General features: G+C 31.5%; 23 protein-coding genes and 1 riboswitch. Of the genes, 16 read left to right on the top strand and 7 right to left on the bottom strand.

The features are described 5' to 3' along the window. Window positions 1–56 precede the first annotated feature (56 nt). From D9V42_RS07695 to rpsR, 3 genes are all read left to right on the top strand, one after another. Window positions 57–689 (top strand): 4'-phosphopantetheinyl transferase family protein, encoded by a 633-nt coding sequence (locus D9V42_RS07695; protein ID WP_158593184.1) that lies wholly within the window; start codon window positions 57–59, stop codon window positions 687–689. An 11-nt stretch (window positions 690–700) separates the two neighbouring features. Further along, window positions 701–1,396, top strand: coding sequence for a thioesterase II family protein (locus tag D9V42_RS07690; protein WP_107531110.1), 696 nt, complete (start codon window positions 701–703; stop codon window positions 1,394–1,396). A 241-nt stretch (window positions 1,397–1,637) separates the two neighbouring features. Continuing rightward, complete coding sequence (gene rpsR, locus D9V42_RS07685) at window positions 1,638–1,880, top strand: 30S ribosomal protein S18 (RefSeq protein WP_002484306.1); 243 nt, start codon at window positions 1,638–1,640, stop codon at window positions 1,878–1,880. A 119-nt stretch (window positions 1,881–1,999) separates the two neighbouring features. Here the strand turns inward: rpsR and D9V42_RS07680 are convergent, their stop codons facing one another. After that, the gene (locus D9V42_RS07680; RefSeq protein ID WP_122064272.1) at window positions 2,000–2,440 is read right to left on the bottom strand and encodes a hypothetical protein; all 441 of its coding nucleotides are present in this window, start codon (window positions 2,438–2,440) and stop codon (window positions 2,000–2,002) included. 701 nt (window positions 2,441–3,141) lie between these two features. On the opposite strand from D9V42_RS07680, the gene D9V42_RS07675 reads away from it, so the two are divergent. From D9V42_RS07675 to D9V42_RS07665, 3 genes are all read left to right on the top strand, one after another. Continuing rightward, window positions 3,142–3,384 carry a hypothetical protein gene (locus D9V42_RS07675; protein WP_122064270.1) on the top strand — a complete coding sequence of 81 codons (243 nt, stop codon included), beginning with the start codon at window positions 3,142–3,144 and terminating at the stop codon, window positions 3,382–3,384. Window positions 3,385–3,678: 294 nt separating this feature from the next. Then, a complete protein-coding gene (locus tag D9V42_RS07670; protein ID WP_107554737.1) occupies window positions 3,679–3,867 on the top strand; it encodes a hypothetical protein in 189 nt (62 codons plus the stop codon). A 322-nt stretch (window positions 3,868–4,189) separates the two neighbouring features. Next, window positions 4,190–5,497 carry a peptidoglycan recognition protein family protein gene (locus D9V42_RS07665; RefSeq protein ID WP_122064268.1) on the top strand — a complete coding sequence of 436 codons (1,308 nt, stop codon included), beginning with the start codon at window positions 4,190–4,192 and terminating at the stop codon, window positions 5,495–5,497. A gap of 77 nt (window positions 5,498–5,574) precedes the next feature. On the opposite strand, the gene D9V42_RS07660 is transcribed toward D9V42_RS07665, so the two are convergent. Together D9V42_RS07660 and D9V42_RS07655 are read right to left on the bottom strand one after the other, a co-directional pair. Further along, the gene (locus D9V42_RS07660; protein ID WP_122064267.1) at window positions 5,575–6,141 is read right to left on the bottom strand and encodes a hypothetical protein; all 567 of its coding nucleotides are present in this window, start codon (window positions 6,139–6,141) and stop codon (window positions 5,575–5,577) included. Between the two features lie 221 nt (window positions 6,142–6,362). After that, window positions 6,363–7,229 (bottom strand): LysR family transcriptional regulator, encoded by an 867-nt coding sequence (locus D9V42_RS07655; protein ID WP_107554740.1) that lies wholly within the window; start codon window positions 7,227–7,229, stop codon window positions 6,363–6,365. 145 nt (window positions 7,230–7,374) lie between these two features. Between D9V42_RS07655 and D9V42_RS07650 the strand changes: the two genes are divergently transcribed. From D9V42_RS07650 to D9V42_RS07635, 4 genes are read left to right on the top strand one after another with little or no spacing between them, the layout of a single operon-like run. Beyond that, complete coding sequence (locus D9V42_RS07650) at window positions 7,375–8,529, top strand: PrpF domain-containing protein (RefSeq protein WP_122064265.1); 1,155 nt, start codon at window positions 7,375–7,377, stop codon at window positions 8,527–8,529. A gap of 4 nt (window positions 8,530–8,533) precedes the next feature. After that, on the top strand, window positions 8,534–9,532 hold the full coding sequence (locus D9V42_RS07645; protein ID WP_122064263.1) for a Bug family tripartite tricarboxylate transporter substrate binding protein: 999 nt from the start codon (window positions 8,534–8,536) through the stop codon (window positions 9,530–9,532). A 20-nt stretch (window positions 9,533–9,552) separates the two neighbouring features. Further along, window positions 9,553–10,038 (top strand): tripartite tricarboxylate transporter TctB family protein, encoded by a 486-nt coding sequence (locus D9V42_RS07640; protein ID WP_107554743.1) that lies wholly within the window; start codon window positions 9,553–9,555, stop codon window positions 10,036–10,038. 18 nt (window positions 10,039–10,056) lie between these two features. After that, a complete protein-coding gene (locus D9V42_RS07635; protein WP_122064261.1) occupies window positions 10,057–11,553 on the top strand; it encodes a tripartite tricarboxylate transporter permease in 1,497 nt (498 codons plus the stop codon). Between the two features lie 181 nt (window positions 11,554–11,734). On the opposite strand, the gene D9V42_RS07630 is transcribed toward D9V42_RS07635, so the two are convergent. Together D9V42_RS07630 and D9V42_RS07625 are read right to left on the bottom strand one after the other, a co-directional pair. Then, window positions 11,735–13,039 (bottom strand): TrkH family potassium uptake protein, encoded by a 1,305-nt coding sequence (locus tag D9V42_RS07630; protein WP_122064259.1) that lies wholly within the window; start codon window positions 13,037–13,039, stop codon window positions 11,735–11,737. A gap of 151 nt (window positions 13,040–13,190) precedes the next feature. After that, window positions 13,191–13,931: a poly-gamma-glutamate hydrolase family protein gene (locus tag D9V42_RS07625; RefSeq protein WP_122064257.1), complete on the bottom strand. Its 741-nt coding sequence runs from the start codon at window positions 13,929–13,931 to the stop codon at window positions 13,191–13,193. 282 nt (window positions 13,932–14,213) lie between these two features. Here D9V42_RS07625 and D9V42_RS07620 point away from each other — a divergent pair, with 282 nt between their 5' ends. The 3 genes from D9V42_RS07620 to merA all read left to right on the top strand — a co-directional run bounded on the left by D9V42_RS07620 (window position 14,214) and on the right by merA (window position 16,566). Then, window positions 14,214–14,600 carry an SRPBCC domain-containing protein gene (locus tag D9V42_RS07620; RefSeq protein ID WP_244204781.1) on the top strand — a complete coding sequence of 129 codons (387 nt, stop codon included), beginning with the start codon at window positions 14,214–14,216 and terminating at the stop codon, window positions 14,598–14,600. Window positions 14,601–14,822: 222 nt separating this feature from the next. Further along, a complete protein-coding gene (gene hypR, locus D9V42_RS07615; RefSeq protein WP_122064252.1) occupies window positions 14,823–15,257 on the top strand; it encodes a redox-sensitive transcriptional regulator HypR in 435 nt (144 codons plus the stop codon). Beyond that, window positions 15,244–16,566 (top strand): hypothiocyanous acid reductase MerA, encoded by a 1,323-nt coding sequence (gene merA, locus D9V42_RS07610; protein WP_122064250.1) that lies wholly within the window; start codon window positions 15,244–15,246, stop codon window positions 16,564–16,566. The genes hypR and merA overlap by 14 nt, the downstream gene beginning before the upstream one ends. 407 nt (window positions 16,567–16,973) lie before the next feature. Here the strand turns inward: merA and D9V42_RS07605 are convergent, their stop codons facing one another. After that, a complete protein-coding gene (locus D9V42_RS07605) occupies window positions 16,974–17,153 on the bottom strand; it encodes a hypothetical protein (protein ID WP_017723370.1) in 180 nt (59 codons plus the stop codon). Window positions 17,154–17,403: 250 nt separating this feature from the next. Between D9V42_RS07605 and D9V42_RS07600 the strand changes: the two genes are divergently transcribed. Then, window positions 17,404–17,757: a GNAT family N-acetyltransferase gene (locus D9V42_RS07600; RefSeq protein ID WP_233665253.1), complete on the top strand. Its 354-nt coding sequence runs from the start codon at window positions 17,404–17,406 to the stop codon at window positions 17,755–17,757. Between the two features lie 122 nt (window positions 17,758–17,879). Here the strand turns inward: D9V42_RS07600 and D9V42_RS07595 are convergent, their stop codons facing one another. Continuing rightward, window positions 17,880–18,104 carry a hypothetical protein gene (locus D9V42_RS07595; protein WP_029378839.1) on the bottom strand — a complete coding sequence of 75 codons (225 nt, stop codon included), beginning with the start codon at window positions 18,102–18,104 and terminating at the stop codon, window positions 17,880–17,882. 289 nt (window positions 18,105–18,393) lie between these two features. Beyond that, window positions 18,394–18,492: riboswitch (guanidine-I (ykkC/yxkD leader) on the top strand. 51 nt (window positions 18,493–18,543) lie between these two features. Between D9V42_RS07595 and D9V42_RS07590 the strand changes: the two genes are divergently transcribed. Then, entirely contained in the window at window positions 18,544–18,870 is a 327-nt protein-coding gene (locus D9V42_RS07590) for a DMT family transporter (RefSeq protein ID WP_107554749.1), read from the top strand. After that, window positions 18,870–19,184 carry a DMT family transporter gene (locus tag D9V42_RS07585; protein ID WP_122064247.1) on the top strand — a complete coding sequence of 105 codons (315 nt, stop codon included), beginning with the start codon at window positions 18,870–18,872 and terminating at the stop codon, window positions 19,182–19,184. Before D9V42_RS07590 ends, D9V42_RS07585 begins: the two co-directional genes overlap by 1 nt. Window positions 19,185–19,310 lie beyond the last annotated feature (126 nt).

Here is a 19,310-nt window from a genome sequence, read left to right as displayed (position 1 = left end):
ATAACAACTTGCTACTTCATTTGTTTTGATTGATTAAGTGATGTGGAAGTGTGACCGTGAAAATAACGATATATGTATTAAATACGCAGGGTTTTGATTACCATAATCTTAAGAGGCATCCTCAATACTCTAAATGGTTTAAGTATTATTGTGTACGAGCGCATACAGGAATGCAATTTGAGCATATTCAATTTGGTGAAAATGCTCATGGTAAACCAGTATTAAAATTACCTAAAGGTATACACATCAATGTGTCTCATACAGATGGTTGTTCAATATGTGTTGTTAGTGACACGAATGTGGGCGTAGATGTGGAAAAAATTGAAAATATAGATTTAGATATTGCCCAAAAATACTTTGCATTATTAGAGTATCGATACATTACTGATGCACAAAGTACAATTTCTCGATTTAATCGTTTTTTTGAAGTGTGGACGATGAAAGAGTGCTATTTAAAATTACTTGGTATGGGCATGTATAAAGCATTAGATTCTTTTTCTATTACACCAGTTCAAGGTCATTATCAACTTATTGAAACTGAAGATGAAATGATACAACGGTGTTCATTCTTTCATGATATTGTGTATGGAAAATATGCATTGTCAGTGATATTAGATGTAGATAACCATGATTTAGAAGCAGAGTTATTAGATATAACAAAGAATTTTAATACAGAATTTATACTTTAAGGGGCGAGTATATGGCTAAAACAACATTATTTTGTATACCATTTGCAGGTGGAAATAAAGCATTATATTATCCAATGAAGAATAATTTACCAAGTTATATTCAATTTAAGCCATTAGAATTACCTGGACGTGGTGAAAGGTTAATCGAAGAGGCTTTAGATAGCATTGATGATATGGTAGATGACTTAGTCAAACAAATTATTAATGAAAAACCTGAAGAATTTATTCTATTAGGCTACAGTTTAGGGACAATATTAGCATATGAACTGTATTATAAATTGGATCAATTAGGTTATCGACCAAAGCATATGTTCCTTTGTGCGAGTGAACCGATTGGCTATTTGGATAAATATAATGATATAGAAGCCATGAATGATGAAGAATTCAAACAGTTTATAAGAGATAAGGGCGGCACATCTGAAGAAGTATTAAATCATGAAGAGTTATGGCAACTTGTGAAACCAGCATTGAAAAACGACTTTCTAGCAATCGATTATTATTGCGATAAGCCCAAGGAACGACAAGTAGATATCAATTTATCAGTATTTGTAGGGAAACAAGATTCCATTTGTGCTCATACTTTGTATAAATGGTCAGATCTGACAAAAGGTAAAGTAGATTATCGATTCTTTGAAGGTGATCATTTCTTTATAAATAATCATTATAAAGATATAAGTGAAGAAGTAAAATTAGTACTTAATGGTTAGATATTTAATTTATTTCAAGTTCAGCGCGTTTATTTATTCTGAACGTATTGACAAATAGTCTATAATTTTATAAGATTAATATTACACATGCACACACACGCAAAGATTTAATACAATGTTTCACACGCATTATAAATCTTTTACTAATAAAAAATAAAAACACATGAATCATAATAAAATGATTAATAAACATTAAAACTAGACGGTATTTAAAAAAATAACTTAAAGGGAGGCAGTTACCATGGCAGGTGGACCAAGAAGAGGCGGACGTCGTCGTAAAAAAGTTTGTTATTTCACAGCAAACGGTATTACACACATCGACTATAAAGACACTGAATTATTAAAACGTTTTATCTCAGAACGCGGTAAAATTTTACCACGTCGTGTAACAGGTACTTCAGCTAAATATCAACGTATGTTGACATTAGCTATTAAACGTTCTCGTCATATGGCATTATTACCATATGTTAAAGAAGAACAATAATAGATATTGTATCTGAAAACCCCGTAGGCATATACCTACGGGGTTATTTTTGTTTTATTAGTATTAATAGCCATGAAGATTAGTATTTTAATCTATAGGCAATTGTTTTGACTCTGAAATTAAAATAACCATTTAAATTTCTGTATAGTTTTGGTGTTTAAGTTGAATTTTTCTGGGTGATTAAGTATTTGTCTTTTATATGAATCAGCATTTTGCTTATTACGTAAAAGTATATCCATTCCAGATGGTGTTGCCAAAGTAGCAGAAAAATTAATAATTAGCACTTCATCGTCAATATAAATAATGTCCCACTTGCTCGAAAATAGTTTTAACACGCCTTTACCTCTCCAATTGAATTGGTCGTTATCTAGTGTATCGTGACCGACAATGGATTTTGATTTGTTTCGCGTTTGGTATGTTATTTCATCAAGAATTCTTAAGGGATGAGATTGTATGATTGAATAAGTGATAGAAGGATTTGTTTTTTTGCCTGAAGTCCACATTTTAAATGTAGAGGCTATGATGTGCCAAGTTCCTGGTAAGTATTGTGTATATTGCATACTAATCATTCCTTTTAGTAAATACTGTTTAAATTATAAAAGTATATTATTAATGATGTGTTGATGCTCATTACATTATTCTTATTTACCTTTTTACTTACAGACTAAAACTATATAATTATAAAGTCAGAGGCTTTTTGTAGAAAAAATCTTACGACTATTACAACGGTATCTAAAATTTTCATGATATTAAATCATACATAAAAGTTGAATATAAAAATGAATCAAACAATATAAGCGTGGCAATACTAATTTTTATATGTTACGCTATATATATGAAGTACCTCCAGTACTTCATCCGTGATAAACCGCCTTTCGGGGCGGTTTATTTTTGGTTGGGGTCAAGGGTATTACATGGTTTAACCTCTTATACAGTCTCTTGCTTACTAAAGAAAAACATTAACAGCAGTATTTGAAATTTCTTTAATAAATATTATGTTTCTGATTATAAGAAAGCCTTTCCTTTTTTGAGATAATTTATATTTTACTTATACAAGTAATTAACTTATAATAATTTTGCACGTCTTAGGACGTGAGTGATTAAATGGGTCAATCTCTTATGCGTCCTATGACGTGTAGGAGAACGCAACTCCTTTAATCCTGTGGTCCTCTTAATTGAGGGCCTTTTTTAAATTAAGCTTTATTTAATGAGGACAACATATTATAATGGATACAATATAATATGTTGGGAGACAAAGTTTATGACAATTCAAAAATTTACTGATATACAAAAAGAACGTATCATAAGCATTATTGAGTCAAAGGCTACAAACAAAGGTATTTGTAATTGCGACAATCCTAACATGAGAGTATTGGATGGCCAATATTATTTACCATTATTATCTGCTACTTACGGTAATGAACCCATTACGTTGATAAATGTTTTGTGTGAAAATTGTGGTAGATTAAGAACATATTCAAAAGATTTCTTTGAAAATAACTGACTGTTTTACAGTATATAATTATTATAGATAATATATGATTGACAAACCATTTGCTGATTTTAGCGTGTGGTTTGTTTTTTTATGTTTTAAAACACAATGTATCTAGAAAGGAGTGAAATACCACTTTGCGTTTTTTGAGACATTAAAAAGGGTAGCATATTATAAAGACTACGTAATTAACCATTCCTCTATTTATCAGTTTACTGAGTAACTATTTCTAATTAATTGTTCATGAAGCATTTTTAAACAAATAAGTACAATCATAATTTAATAAAAGTGTGTGAGGTGATGAAGATGGCCGTAATAGCATTGGTTTTACATTTAGTGTGTTTATTATTAGTGTTAATTGCAGGTTTTGTGGCATTAAAAGAATTTAGAAAATCATATAAAGAACGTAACCAAAGAAAAATTGATACCTTACTTGTGTTTGTACTTATAGTTGCATTAATTGCGATATTATCAAGTGTAATTATCGATTTATAATTTTTGAGCGTGATACAAAGTTATAATCCTCAACACGTACCAATGGAGGGGCTATGGACGATAAACTTATTAATCAACAAATGTAAGCGTAGTAAATATAATGAGAGTAAGATAATGAAGTCAAAAGTATTTGTGATTTCATTATCTTCCTCATTTTTATTATATTTAAAACACTTAATATATAGAATACCCAAAAAATAGTACGAAATAATAAAGTTTTTTGTAAACATTTGAATAATATTATAAACTGGAAGAATAAGATGAATTAATTAATATAGACGTTGCGATAAAATAGTGTTCTATAATAAAAGGAGTGTTTTAAATGAAGTATAGGTTAGGTTTATCATTAATAGTAGCGACGAGCTTAGTACTAAGTACTACCGTAGCATATGCACAGGAAGATAATGGAAAGCAAACGACAGCAAAAGATAAGAAAGAAAATACCAGCAAGCCAATCGATTTTGATAAAGCACAAAAGATGAGTCCTCAAGCTTTAAAAGACCAACTCACACCTGAAGATTTACGATTACATAATAAGGTTGTAGAACATAATGCTAATTCAGTAGAAATGCGTACTTTTGCAAATAGGTCTTATCAAGACGTAAATACATATATTGCAAATAATAATATTAAACCGGCGAAAATCGTTCAAGATTCACGTATGAATAACTTACCAAAATATAATTATAAGTCAGGAAAATTTATAGGCGTTGTTATACATGAAACGGCCAATCCTAATAGTACGATTGAAGGCGAAGTCAATTATATGTATAATAATTATCAGAGTGCTTTTGTACATGCTTATGCAAGTAGTGATAAAATTATCCAAACAGCACCAAGTAATTATTTAGCTTGGGGTGCAGGCGCGAATGCAAACCCGTATTTCTATCAAATAGAGTTGACGAGATCAAATACATTTGACGGTTTTGCTAAATCTGTAAATAACCAGGCTTATTTAGCTGCTAAAATGTTGAAGCAAAATGGGCTGGCTCCATCATTGGCAGATAATAATCAAGGCACAGGTACAATTATTAGTCACAATGCTATTAGTCAATATTGGGGTGGCACGGATCATACAGACCCAGTAGGTTATTTCAATCAGTGGGGATATAACATGGACCAATTTTATAGTTTAGTGCAAAAACATTATAAAGCACTAAGCGGTGGCGGTAATGACGACGCAATAACTGGCTCAATTTACAAAGTGGCGAAAGGTGATACATTATATAGTATTTCAAGACGAAGCGGCGTAGCTATTGATGACATTAAGAAATGGAATAATTTAAGTAATAACACATTATCAGTAGGACAAACATTAAAATTAAAAGCGCCAAGTAATAGTGATACGATAACCGGAGATACACATAAAGTAGTCGCTGGCGATACGCTGTATAATATTTCTAAAAGAAGTAATGTAAGTGTTGAAAATATCAAGAAATGGAATAATTTGAAAAATGATAGTATTAGCAAGGGACAAACACTGTATTTAGTGAAGACCTATACTGTGAAGAAAGGCGATACTTTGTATAGTATAGCTAAAAATCAAAAGACAACAGTAGACAAAATTAAATCAGACAATAAGTTGGATTCCAATAGTATTAAAGTAGGACAAATATTAAAAATTAAATAAGTGATGAAGCACATTAGTAAATGAAACGACACTTCACCATTTGTTGATATCAGCAAATGATGAAGTGTCGTTTTTGCTTATTTTTCGTTTATTATACCATCGTTATCTCTATCTTTGGATGAATCATAACCTGGCATATCTTTTGTTATTTCACCTGGCTTAGGTACGTCGACATCTGGCGTTTTAGGTAAATCATTCTTTTCAGGTGCATCAATGTCGGGTGCATTAGGATCAGGGGTATCGATATCTGTGCTTGAGTTGTTTTGTTGATTTGTGCTGTTATTATAGTTGTTAGATGATTGGCTTTGATGATTATTATAAGTATCGCCATTATCATTAACATTACTATTTTCGCTATGATCAGAAGCATTACTTGACTCTTCGTAATTATTATCATTTGATTCTTGAGAGCCATTTTCTTGAGTATTAATCCCTTCATTTTTGCTATTATTAGTGTCAGAATTTTTATTTTCTTTCTCTTTCTTTTTAGTATCAGAATGCTTTTGAGTTTCTTTTTTGGTACTATCGCTATTATTTTCTGTATAGAAGAAAGCGCTATATCCGCCAACCAACAATATAATGAGTAAAATGACAACTAAACAGCCTAAACAACCGATACATCCATTCTTTTTATTATCGTTCATCTCATTCTCCCTTAATTTTAATTCACATTTTATTGAGCGCAAAAATATAAAACATTAAATATATTGTACTACATTTCAGTTGTGAGTGTAACTTTATATTTTTTATGTGTAAGAACACTGTATCTTTGAGTAAATTAGGTAGCAGTGAGTGACGACGTATAATTGGATTAAAGTATCATATTTAGGTGAAATGCATTGGAATCATATAATCATATATTATATTAAAATTCTAAATTAACGTCCTTCATGAAATTATAAAATGCCCTCACTACGGTATTATTTAGATATTGTTCTTTTAAAATCATGTCTGTATTTCTAATAATATAGTCACCTTGTTGATCTAAACATGGGATTTTAGACAAATTATCATCATCTCGTAATAAAATACCAGGCAAAATAGAAAAACCTAACCCATTTTGAACAAATTCTTTACTGGTCTCCATGTTGTCGACATTTATTGTAATAGAAGGTGGCTCGATAAACTTTCCAATCCACCAATCATCAATTAACTTATTGAGAGAGGTATCGGTGTTATAATATATTCTGGGTAAATGAGGTAAATCAGTAATATCAATTGGATGTTTTGAGACGACGTAAATCTTTTCTTTCATTAAACGAATCTTCTCTGACGAAAAACTGTAGTCTCCTCTTAGTATGCCTACTTGAGAATAGTCATTATGGACAGATTTAAAAACCTCTTCGCTCCAACCAGTATTAACATCAAATTCTACTGCTGGGTATTTTTGGCTAAACTCCGACAAAATTTTAGGAAGTTGATATCTTGAAAATATACTAGAAGCGCTTAATCTTAATATTCCTTGAACGGTGTTTTCTTGACTTATAAGTTCTTCTTTAAGTTTTTGATTATCTTTTAACATGGAAATTGCATAATTTACAATCATTTCTCCTTGGGAAGTGAATACGACGCCTTTTTTATTTCTATAGATAATCTTCACATTAAATTCTTGTTCAAGTTTATTAATTCTATACGTTACTGCAGGTTGTGATGTTCTCAGGGTTTTGCTTGTCTGTGTGATGTTTTTGCATTTAAATAATTCTCTTAAAATTTCCCAATCCATACTATCCATATATAATCCTCCTACAAAATTTATATGTATTATAAAATATTTTGATGACCAAACATAAAAAAGTAATATTTTATTTATCGAATATATACTTATATACTTTATATAAGTTAACTGAATATTTCAATAATTAACTAGGGGGCATATTATGGATACGACAAGTTTAAAAATCCCATGTGTTTTAATGAGGGGAGGAACTAGCAGAGGTTTAATTTTTAAAGATACTGACTTGCCCATAGATGAAAAATTGAAGGAAGAAGTGATTTTAAAGATTTATGGTAGCTCTGCTAACGGGCAGATTGATGGTATTGGCGGAGGCACTTCTGTTACTAGTAAAGTAGCAATTGTGGGTATGACGGATACAAATGATAGTGATATTTACTATAATTTCGGACAAGTTGGAATTAATCAAAAAAGCATCGATTACAACGTGACTTGTGGCAATATGGCGTCGGCTGTCGGTTTATACGCGGTTGAGGAAGGCCTCGTAAAGAGAGAAGATGGTGAAACAACAGTTAGAATTTTAAATACCAATACCAATAAAATTATGGAAGTACGTGTCCCTGTATATCAAGGTGAAATCAAAAGTGTAGGTGACTTTTCGATTTCAGGTGTTGAAGGCACAGGGGCAAAGATTACGGTGAGTTTTATTGACTCATCCGGGGCATTTACTGGAAAATTATTGCCAACTGGAAATTTAGTTGACTATATTAAAATGGATGGAGCTACATATAAAGTTAGTATATTAGATACTGGCAATATTGTTGCTTTCGTCAAAGCTAGCGATTTTTCTCTTGAAGGATTTGAATTGGCAAAGGATATCAATAATCAACAGACTTCAAAAGCAATTGAAAAGCTACGGGTTAAAGTAGGTGTTTTATTAGGATTATTTAGCGACGAAGACAATGTAAATCATGAATTAGAAGCATTACCTAAAATAACATTAGTTAGCGAGCCAAAAGATTATATAACAGAACAAGGTAGTTTAATTAAAAAGGAAAATATTAATATAATAGGTAGATATATTTCTATGGGCAAATTGCATCCAGCTTTTGCTGTTAGTGGCTCTATATGCTTGGCAACTGCATGTAAAATTCCTGGGACAGTCCCGGCTACTGTTTGTCAGAAAAACGCGCTAAACACAATAGAGATAGGACATCCTAGTGGAAGCATTTCGTCTGAAGTTTTTATACAAAAAAATGAAAGTGCTTACAAATTGATTAAAGGAGGTACTGGTCGTACCGCTAGAAGAATCATGGAAGGAAATGCAGTTATTCCAATATCTTTAATGGATAGGAAGTGAAAATATGAGTAAAAAAAAGGGGTTACTCATCATTACATTATCAATACTATTAGCAAGCTGCAGTGCAAAAGGGAGTACTAGTAACCAGATAGATAAAGAGGCAATTAAAGCGTATCCCAATCAAACAATAAATATGATTATACCTTTTGGTGAAGGGAGTGCCAGTGATGCTTTTGTAAGGCAATATTCTCAGATTCTTTCCGAACGTTCTGACGTCAATTTTCAACCGATTAATAAGGATGGAAGTAGCGGTTTGTTGGGGATGTTGTATACGTATCAACAAAACAATGATGGTTATAATGTGTTAGAGATTACACCATCCCAAGTAATTGCGGATAATTTAGATAAAAGTGACAAGGTTAAGTTGTTAGATGATTTTGAACCACTAGTACAAATTCAAAGCGATATCTATGTATTATCTGTTGCTGAAGATAGCCCAATCAAAAATTATGATGAATTAATTAAAAAAGGTAAAAAGGATAAACTTACGATTGGTGGAACAAGTTCGACAGGTTTAGATGACTTCGCAACTAGTAAATTTAAAAGTGAAGCCAATATAAATAGTGAATTTATTCCTTATAAATCAGGATCTGAGGTGAAAGCAGCTGCATTAGGTGGAGAAGTAGATGTATATCTAGATAAAGTTGTGAATGTGGTAGACTATGTTAAATCTAATAAAGTTAGGCCGTTAGTGATTTTTAATGAAGACAGAATTAATAAAATAGAAGAATTTAAAAGTGTGCCTACGACAAAAGAAAAAGGTTTAGATGTAGATATTGGTTCATGGAGAGGCTTTGTCATTAAAAAAGGAACACCAGAAGCAGTAAAAAAACAGCTGACGAAACAATTAAAAGAGGCGTATGAAACTGAGGAATATAAAACATATGCCAAAAATAATTTAGTGGATATAGGTGAGGGCTATCTAGGTCCAGATGAATTTGAGAAAAAATTAGAAGAGGAGTATGAAAAATTTGATGAAATTTCGGATGATTTAGGTATTTAAACATGTAATGGGGGGATTATATGGGAAGTATATTATTTTGTTTCATTTTACTAATTATATTTGTATATTTCTTAATTAACTCAATAAATATGGAGAATTTAAGAGATGTTGATCCAATTGGCGCGTCAGGTATACCAACTTTTATACTTTTTATTCTAGTTGCATTACTTATTTATACATTAATTAAAGAGATTGTTAAATATAAGAAAAATAAAGAAAAAACGAATCACAATGCGCTATTTACTAAACCGGCGCTCATCATAATGATCATAACTGTAGGCATAGCGATATTTATTTTAGTGTTAAATAAGATGGGATTTTTCTTATCATGTTTATTTTTAACACCTTTACTATTAGTATTATTAGGCTCAAAAAGTAAGATTCAAATTATTAGTTTTTCTGTAGGTATTCCAATCCTTTTTACGTTCTTGTTTGGAAACATATTGAGTATACCACTACCAAAAGGAATTGGTATTTTTTCTGAAATTAGTAATTTTATATATTGAGACATGGAGGTGTAATGAATGAATATAAACTTATTGAAAGATTCTTTTTTAACGATAATTGAACCTACCAATATTATGTTAGTTGTATTAGGTTTATTAGTTGGGATATTCTTAGGTGCATTGCCAGGGATAGGCTCTTCAATGGCGATAGTATTAGCATTACCTTTTACTTATTTCTTAGATGTATTGCCGGCTATTGCATTTTTATCAACAATTTATGTTGGATCGGCTTATGGAGGGTCTATTACAGCGATACTTTTTAATACACCTGGGACGCCAGAAGCGGTCGCTACGACGTTTGATGGTCATCCTATGTCTCAGCAAGGAAAGTCGAAAAAAGCTTTGGGTTTAGCGATTAGCAGTTCTGCATTCGGTGGTATATTTGCAGTCATCTTAATGTTTTCCCTGGCTTCTATACTTTCAGAGGTTGCATTTAAGATACATGCTTCAGAATATTTTGCCTTAGCTATTTTAGGTATGACCGTCATTTCTGCTTTAGGAACCAGTAATATGGTTAAAGCTATTATATCAGGACTTATTGGTATTTTTATTTCAACTATAGGTTTAGATCCATTAACAGCTACAGATAGATTTACATTTAATACTTTAGAATTGATGAATGGAATTGACTATATTCCAATTATGATTGGCGCGTTTGCATTAGGTGAAGTATTTTCACAAGTTACTAACAATAAGCCACAAAATTTAAATGCATCTTCAAAATTATCACAAGGTGTGTTTAAGTTTAAAGACTTTTTTGTATATAAATGGACTGCTTTAAAATCAGCGACAATAGGTAGTCTACTGGGGATTTTGCCTGGAACAGGTGGAGCCATAGCTTCTTTTGTAAGTTATGGTGTAGCTATGAAAACAGATAAAAATCCAGAAGAATTCGGAAAAGGGAAGGCAGAAGGTGTAGTTGCACCTGAAACATCTAATAATGCAGCAGCTGGAGTTTCAATGATTCCTACACTAATTCTTGGAATACCAGGTAGTCCAACAACTGCAGTAATATTAGCTGCTTTAGTGCTTCAAGGTGTACAGCCAGGGCCACAACTCATGGCGGATCAGCCTATACTTTTATATTCGATATTTTTAGCTATGTTATTCGCAAGTGTCATGACATTGGTTGCTGGTAGAGCGGGCGTTCAAGTATTTACATTATTGTTAAAAGCACCCTATAGTATTATAGCGACATTTATTATTATACTTTCACTACTTGGTGCATATGCTACAAACAATGACTTATTGAATGTTTGGATTATGCTATTATTTGGTGTTGTAGGATATTTAATGAAAATATATCATTTCTCAATTGCTTCATTAATTTTAGGAATTGTACTCGGTCCGTTGATGGAAACATCATTAAGAAGACATTTGTTAATTAACAATGGAGAGTTTTTATCATTATTCCACTCTCCGATTACAGTTATTTTATTGGTTATTAGTGTTCTAATCATTGTAGTACCAATTATTATGGATAAGAAAAAAGCAAAATCATCGAATTCTAATTAAGTCCTTTCATAGATAATAATAGTTTGAAACTATTAGTCCAATCACTCAAAAAAACAAAAATGATGATTTCCATCTAAATAAGTTGGAAATCATCATTTTTATGTTTGCATAGGTAATTATGATTCAGTGTATTAGGTTTAAAGAACTAATTTTCATTAGTTATTTTACTTTATTGCATTAACTATAAATGTATGTTGCCTTTAGCGTAATAAAATAAAGTTTTCTTTTCAGTAATGAACAATTGAACAAAAGTGAGAATACCAATTTTTCCAATTAACATTGTTGCAATAATGATGATTTTCGTAGCGGTATGGTAATCCATTGTAAAATTCATGCTTAATCCTACCGTGCCAAAAGCTGAAATAACTTCAAATAATACAGTTGTGTATGGCGTATGTGGGTTAAGCATGCTCACTATCATAGAGACGCTTAAGACAAATATAGTAGCACAGAGTGTAATTGTAACGGCTATATTTAAAGTTCGATTTGAAATAGAGCGTTTAAATATGGAAGGGTGTGTTTCGTTGCTTAGTGTACTGGTAATGAATAATAGAGTTAAAACCAAACTTGTTACTTTAATACCACCAGCAGCACTGATAGGTGCTCCGCCAATAAACATTAACAGCATCATTATCATTGAAGTCGGTGCCGTTATTTGTCCAATATCTACAGTGTTAAATCCTGCAGTTCGTGTTGTGACAGATTGGAAGAATGAAGCCCCAATTTTTTCAGGAAATGATAAATGATTTAATGTAGCGTGATACTCTAAGATGAAAAATAGTATAGAACCTAAAATGATTAATATGAGTGATGTGCTTAGCACAATCTTAGAATGTAATTTTAAGTTTACTAATTTTTGAGACATGATTAAATCAAAGAACACTAAAGGTCCGATCCCCCCCATAATAATGAGCAACGGAATAGTAATCGTAATAATTGGATCATTAATCGTGCTCATTAAATTATCTTTGAAAAGGGCAAAACCTGCATTGTTAAATGCAGATATTGATGTGAACATACTTAAAAATAAGCCTTGGCCAAACCCGTATTTAGGGACAAATGAGAGCGCAATAAATACTGCTCCTAAGATCTCAGTTGTAACACTGTATAGCACAAATTGAAGAATCAGGCGTATAATTCCCCCTGGTTTATCGATATTCCACATCGCCATTGCTAGATAACGATTCTTTATACTAATTTTTTTGTTGATTAATATAAAGGTTAATAATGTGACTGTCACAATACCAAGGCCACCGATTTGAATTAAGAGCATAATAATAAGGTCGCCCAACCAATTGAATTGTGTTGAGACATCAACAGTCACTAGTCCGGTTACTGTAAACGCACTGGAAGCTATGAAAAATGCATCTATAAAATCAATGGGATTTTTGCCGGTAACAGGTAAGTATAAAAGTAACGCGCCAATTAATGTTGTAGTGATAAAAAGTAAAAGGTAAAAATACAAAGGCTTATTTAATATTTTCATTAGGTCATTTCCTTTACTGATTTTAATAAACAGTATTTTATACCTATTGTTTTAAAAAGCAAGCAAATATAAAAGAAAATATTTAGTAAAAATAAGCGTCTAGAAATACCTTTATTAATCAAAGGATTTCTGGACGCTAGTGGAATGAATTCTAATTGGTTTGTTGTTTGATACCTTTAGTAACAGCTTCTGCAAAATCATAAATAGATTGTTTGTAGTCATTAGTGTTTTCGCGCGTTTTTCGATTGAAATCTCCATTATCAAAGAAAGATTTACGATATTTTGTTGAAATTTCTAATTGAACGCCAGACCCTGTATCATTTTTATTGATGATGTTGTTGCTAGAATCGCCATTTACATAATTGGGGCTTTGTTCTACATTAAATCCTTCTTTTTCTAATTCTTTTCGAATGGATTGAGACATATCTTTATCTTTTCCGCCAATATAGACTACTTTTTTTTCTTCTCTAATTCCATGGATAGAAATAGACTCATTAGACTTATAAATCATATCTTTAAGTTTAGGGTCGTCAAAACGAGTTGAAGTAATATGTAGCTTGGCATTATTAGATTTTAATAATCCTTCAAAACTATATAAATTGAAATTTCCTTTTTTAGAAATGATTTTTGCTAGTTCAGAGGTTCCTGGTTCAATTCCACCACCATGAATAGCAGTAATCAATATATCTTTATTATTTGTTGTCTTTGTATTAATCTGCCAATCGCGTCCTTCTGTTGTATCGGCTTTAAGTTCTGAAAAATTTTTATAGTAATCCTGATTTTGTGGTTGATCATTTTTCCAAACATATAAAATATATAAGGAAGTTAGAATTACACCTACTATAAGTAACATGATTAAATAATATAAATAAGAATGGATTATATTTTTCATAGAAATCTCCCTTAATTTTATAGTTGTGATGATGAAATTATAACAGAAATTATGATAACACCGACTAATATGTTTTTTACAATTGTATTACTATTTGAGTATTTAATATTTACATTCTTAATAAATATAATTTTATAATGCATAATTTGTAATATATAATTTCATGTATTTTATAATGACATGCGCTTTGTGACATGAGTGCAAAATGTATATAATAGAAGTGGGAAAATGTTGTATTTAACTTGGAGAGAGGATGTGTGTGACTTGGATATCGTTACGAAAATGCAAGTAAACGTGCCGAAAGAAAATGTGTTTGAAGCTTTTGTAAATCCAAATCAAATTGGAGGTTTTTGGTTTTCTTCAAGTTCAGAAAGATGGGAACAAGGTAAAACCATTACCCTATGTTATGAAGAATATAACGCAGAATTAGATGTTCAGATAAAAAGCATCGAGGAAAATAAAAGTATTGAATTTATTTGGGGAGATCATCCTGTAACGATTCAATTTGAAGGTATTGGTGGAAGTACGATAGTAACTACAATAGAAAAAGATTTTGATACACAAGATGTAGAGCAATTATTAGGACAAAAAGAGGGTTGGGTTTATATGCTTAGTTGCTTAAAAGCATATTTGGAACACAACGTGAGAATTCGAGCTGCAATATTATAATCATTGTAAAGACTTAAAAAGTTAATATAGATCAACGAAGCCTCATATGTATTAAAGACTTAAAGCAGGATAGAAATCTAATTATTTTTAGATTTTTACCCTGCTTTATTTTAATAATATAAACTTATTTGGGAATATAGTAACTGTAAGCAAATAACTTTGCTGATCATTTAAGAAAAGTTATAATGTAATTATTAAAGTTACAATTAAAAGGTGATGATTATGAATTTAGAGTTTAATATTGCGGTGCACCTTTTAACCTTTTTAGTGAAACATCCGGACGAACGTTACTCAAGTAGTGAATTAGCAGAACGTATTTGTGTCAATCCTGTGCAATTACGTCGTGTGACTAGAAGGTTAAATGAACAACAATATTTGGACGCTACCCGTGGTAAGTTCGGTGGCTACCAATCAAATCAAACAACGCACGATGTAAACCTTGCAGATTTATTTGTATTATTCAACGAAGAAAAATCAGAAGGTAGAATATTTACTGGCAATCAAGGTAGCGATTGTGAAATTTCCAGGGAAATAGGTCACACAATGTCTCAATTTCACCAAAGAGAGCAAGACTTATTAGAGGCATATTATAAAAATATTACGATAAAAGATGTATTAAAGGACATATTAAAGGGGGATTCTCATGAAACAGTTTGATTTAATCATTGTAGGATTTGGTAAAGGTGGAAAAACGCTAGCAAAATTTGCTTCTGCACAAGGTCGAAAGGTAGCAGTTATTGAAAAATCGAAAAAAATGTACGGAGGTACATGTATCAATATAGGCTGTATTCCATCAAAAACGCTAGTACATGAAGGATTAGAACATGGTTCCTTTGATCAAGCATTTTCAAGAAAAACAGACGTTGTCAATGCATTAAATAGTAAGAATTATCATAACTTAGCTGATGATGACAATATAGAGGTGTTAGATTATACTGCTAAATTTAAATCTAATCATGAATTAAATTTATTAAATGATCAAGGTGAAGTTGTAGAAACTATCGGTTCAGAACAAATCGTCATTAATACTGGGGCTAAATCTGTTATTCCACCAATTGAAGGTATAGATACTTCGCAACATTTATATGATTCTGAAGGTATTATGAATTTAAAATCTCAACCTAATCATCTCGTAATTGTTGGTGGAGGTTATATCGCATTAGAATTTGCCTCAATGTTTGCGAATTTTGGAACACAAGTAACTGTATTAGAGCGTGGTAACGATATTATGACTAAAGAAGATAACGATATTGTTGCTGAGGTGAAAAAAGACTTAGCAGACAAAAATGTGAAACTCGTCTTAAATGTGGATACTAAGAAATTTGATGATACAGATAAAGGTACAGTTGTGCATACATCAAATGGTGAGTATGTAGCTGATGCTGTACTGATAGCAACAGGACGTAAACCTAATACTGATTTAGATCTTCAAAATACTGATGTGAAAATTGGTGACCATGGTGAAATTATAGTGAATGAATATCTACAAACAGATGCATCCGATGTTTATGCATTAGGTGATGTCAAAGGAGGCATGCAATTCACATATATTTCATTAGATGACTTCAGAATTGTAAAAGAGCAATTGTTCGGAGAAGGCCAACGTTCTACGGGAAATCGTGGCGTCGTACCTTACACAGTATTTATAGATCCACCATTGGCACGCGTTGGATTAACAGGAGAAGAAGCGAAAGAACAAGGGTATAATGTGATAGAAAATGCTATACCTGTTAATACGATCCCTAGACATAAAATAAACAATGATACCAGAGGATTGTTTAAAGCAGTTGTTAATAAAGATAATGAAGCAATTTTAGGTGCATCTCTATACGGTTTACAATCAGAAGAAATTATAAACTTAATCAAATTAGCAATAGATCAAAAATTATCTTATAAAGTATTAAAAGAAAACATATACACACATCCTACAATGGTAGAATCGTTTAATGATTTATTTAATATGTAGTAGCTAAAGGGAGTGTCTGTGCTACGACGTAGCTATAAAAGAGCTAACTTAATGGCTTAACTCACAGACTGTCGACAAAGTTTCCAACTTTGTTGGCAGTTTTTTTGTGCGCGCATCCCGCAGAAGTCAGCCCATATCAATGCCAATATTACATTAAAAAAATCATTATATTTATAAATTAATTAGTGGTGGTGCTTATTATGTTGAATCAATCAATTGATAAACGAGCCAACTGTGGTCTGAAAGTCCCTTGCTATTGTGAAAGATCATTATACACATATAAATAAACAAACCTTAGGAATAATTCCTAAGGTTTGTTTACGTTCTGAGGGCTAAACTAATGGCTTAGCGCGCTTTTTTATTTTGGTCATGTATGCTCAAACTTTTAGTGGGACTACTTAAAATTGTCATGAAACTATCACTCTAATGATTTGTCCTACAAAATAGAAAGCACCAACGATAATACATACAACCCCGATACTAATATAACTTTGTTTTTTAGAAACACCTTCTTTTTTAGAAGTACGTTTATTCAAAATGAGTAACACAATACCAACAATAATAAGAACAATTGAAGCTATCCACATGATGTGTCCCTCCTTGATTTATATTTATTACAATCTCTTTATTATGTATTTACCCACCAATTACTAAGTCGTAACCTGATCGATTAAAGCATTTTTTGTAAGCATATGCTTGAAAAGTAGTAAACTGAATATTCGAAAGGAATTATTAACTAAAAATGAGCCGCGTTAAGATGATAAAAAGGAAAAAAAGGAACTAACAGTGCCCAAATTAGATTATAATATAAAGTAGATAATTATACGGTGGATTTGATTGGACGGTGTAGAAATGGATATTGATTATGAATATGCATTAGACATAAAGGATGTAGACGAACTTATTCAAATTTATCATGATAATGGTTGGATAGGTCATGATCAGGAAAAAATGATTACAATTTTTAACACGGCAACACATGTTATTATTGCAAAATGCCAAGGGAAAGTTGTTGGATTTGCAAGGGCGATGTCGGATGGTGTTTTTAACGCAGCAATTTATGATGTAATGGTAGATGTGTCACATCAAAAACAAGGTATCGGTCAAGACATGATACGTAGCATATTGGTATATTTAGGAGAGTTGTCTTGTGTCCATCTAATTACAACTACAGGATATGAAGGATTTTAAAGACAGTTAGGTTTCAAGAATCTAAAAACTGGTATGGCTGTATATACTAATGAAAAATTAAAAGATGAGTATACTGTTTAGTAATTAACAGCTATACTCATCTTTTTGGTGTGTAATCTAGATTATAAAATATTGTGACTCACGTCCTCATAAGAATAGTTTTTAAGTAAAGAACAGCCTAATGGATGCTGACCATTGTCTACGTAATCGTTAATTTCTTCGAGAACATCTAAGATTTCATATTCAGGTGTTGTAACATCAAATGTGTATTTAAACACTTGTTTTTTATCCGATAACACTGTGGCAATAAGTTCGTCATTGTGCATCTTGTAATTAAGAAGTTGCATAAAAATCCCTCGCTTTTATAAATTTGTAAGCCTAGTAACAAAGTGAATTAATTGAGAATGAATGTCAGTAATTTCATTCTATATTATAATTGTTATTATCTAATACTTAGTATACATTAAAATTAGTCAAATGTAGAGGGTTTAGTCTCAAAAAAACATAAATTTTAAGTATAAAATACATGTAAGCGTGTACTTTAGCTATTTATAAATTATAATAATTTTAAATTAGGGGAGTTGGAAAGTAATTGTTGAAAAGTATGAAGTAATTTGATACGATTTACTGAATTAAATAAATGCTTTCTAGGGTTCCGCAATGATATGACTTGGTCTGGTCCGAGAGAAAGCCACATTTTTATATGTGACACGGAAGGATAAAAGCCTGGGAGATAGTAGCTAACACTATCTCTCGGGCTTTTTTATTTTTTAAGGAGGATGCGTTATGAATTGGTTGAAAATAATTATTGCTTCGCTATTTGAAGTTGGGTGGGTCATCGGTTTAACTCATGCCACATCAGTCATTGAATGGCTATTTACAATGATTGCTATATTTCTAAGTTTCTATTTATTAATTGAAGCATCAAAGTGCTTACCTGTGGGAAGTGCTTATGCAGTTTTTGTAGGATTAGGGACTACTGGTGTAACAATATTTGATTTTGTCTTTTTCGGTGCCCCTTTCAGCATGGTTAAAGTTATTTTGATATTTATGTTATTAGTTGGGGTAATCAGTCTGAAATTAGTGACTTCAAGTAAAGGAGGAGAAACATAATGGCTTGGATATTATTGGTAGTTGCTGGTCTTTTTGAAATGATTGGTATTACTTTTTTAAACGCATATGTAAATAGTGGGAAATTTCGTGCATTAATAGGTTTAGTTGGTTTCTTTAGTATGAGTTTTTTGGCATTATCAATAGCAATGCTTGAATTACCTATGAGTACAGCATATGCAGTATGGACAGGCATAGGTGCTGTCGGTGGCGCATTAGTAGGTATGATATTTTATAAAGAATCTAAAGATATTAAGAGAGTAATATGTATTTTAGTAATTTTAGGCAGCACAGTAGGTTTGAAATTAGTGAGTTAAAATGATTTGAAATGAAGATGAGGACATTATTAGGTGTATGAAAATTCGTGAAAATGAGAGGGGGGGTTGTACATATGTCCTTATATTAAAAAAATAGACGACACATGAGTGTCGCCTTAAGAGTAA

It is taken from the genome of Staphylococcus pseudoxylosus, assembly GCF_003697915.1.
In the GTDB taxonomy this organism is placed as follows: domain Bacteria; phylum Bacillota; class Bacilli; order Staphylococcales; family Staphylococcaceae; genus Staphylococcus; species Staphylococcus pseudoxylosus.
Note: the sequence above shows the minus strand (reverse complement) of the source record. Positions and strands in the feature narration are given on the sequence as shown.

Bases quoted from the DNA above. Each gene is read 5' to 3' on its own strand.
- D9V42_RS07690 (WP_107531110.1), top strand. From the start codon at position 701: ATGGCTAAAACAACATTATTTTGTATACCATTTGCAGGTGGAAATAAA.
- D9V42_RS07640 (WP_107554743.1), top strand. From the start codon at position 9,553: ATGGGAAGTATATTATTTTGTTTCATTTTACTAATTATATTTGTATAT.
- merA (WP_122064250.1), top strand. From the start codon at position 15,244: ATGAAACAGTTTGATTTAATCATTGTAGGATTTGGTAAAGGTGGAAAA.
- D9V42_RS07590 (WP_107554749.1), top strand. From the start codon at position 18,544: ATGAATTGGTTGAAAATAATTATTGCTTCGCTATTTGAAGTTGGGTGG.
- D9V42_RS07680 (WP_122064272.1), bottom strand. From the start codon at position 2,440: ATGCAATATACACAATACTTACCAGGAACTTGGCACATCATAGCCTCT.
- D9V42_RS07595 (WP_029378839.1), bottom strand. From the start codon at position 18,104: ATGCAACTTCTTAATTACAAGATGCACAATGACGAACTTATTGCCACA.
- D9V42_RS07620 (WP_244204781.1), top strand. From the start codon at position 14,214: ATGCAAGTAAACGTGCCGAAAGAAAATGTGTTTGAAGCTTTTGTAAAT.
- D9V42_RS07635 (WP_122064261.1), top strand. From the start codon at position 10,057: ATGAATATAAACTTATTGAAAGATTCTTTTTTAACGATAATTGAACCT.
- D9V42_RS07630 (WP_122064259.1), bottom strand. From the start codon at position 13,039: ATGAAAATATTAAATAAGCCTTTGTATTTTTACCTTTTACTTTTTATC.
- D9V42_RS07585 (WP_122064247.1), top strand. From the start codon at position 18,870: ATGGCTTGGATATTATTGGTAGTTGCTGGTCTTTTTGAAATGATTGGT.
- D9V42_RS07625 (WP_122064257.1), bottom strand. From the start codon at position 13,931: ATGAAAAATATAATCCATTCTTATTTATATTATTTAATCATGTTACTT.
- D9V42_RS07650 (WP_122064265.1), top strand. From the start codon at position 7,375: ATGGATACGACAAGTTTAAAAATCCCATGTGTTTTAATGAGGGGAGGA.
- D9V42_RS07645 (WP_122064263.1), top strand. From the start codon at position 8,534: ATGAGTAAAAAAAAGGGGTTACTCATCATTACATTATCAATACTATTA.
- D9V42_RS07660 (WP_122064267.1), bottom strand. From the start codon at position 6,141: ATGAACGATAATAAAAAGAATGGATGTATCGGTTGTTTAGGCTGTTTA.
- rpsR (WP_002484306.1), top strand. From the start codon at position 1,638: ATGGCAGGTGGACCAAGAAGAGGCGGACGTCGTCGTAAAAAAGTTTGT.
- D9V42_RS07675 (WP_122064270.1), top strand. From the start codon at position 3,142: ATGACAATTCAAAAATTTACTGATATACAAAAAGAACGTATCATAAGC.
- D9V42_RS07670 (WP_107554737.1), top strand. From the start codon at position 3,679: ATGGCCGTAATAGCATTGGTTTTACATTTAGTGTGTTTATTATTAGTG.
- hypR (WP_122064252.1), top strand. From the start codon at position 14,823: ATGAATTTAGAGTTTAATATTGCGGTGCACCTTTTAACCTTTTTAGTG.
- D9V42_RS07665 (WP_122064268.1), top strand. From the start codon at position 4,190: ATGAAGTATAGGTTAGGTTTATCATTAATAGTAGCGACGAGCTTAGTA.
- D9V42_RS07605 (WP_017723370.1), bottom strand. From the start codon at position 17,153: ATGTGGATAGCTTCAATTGTTCTTATTATTGTTGGTATTGTGTTACTC.
- D9V42_RS07655 (WP_107554740.1), bottom strand. From the start codon at position 7,229: ATGGATAGTATGGATTGGGAAATTTTAAGAGAATTATTTAAATGCAAA.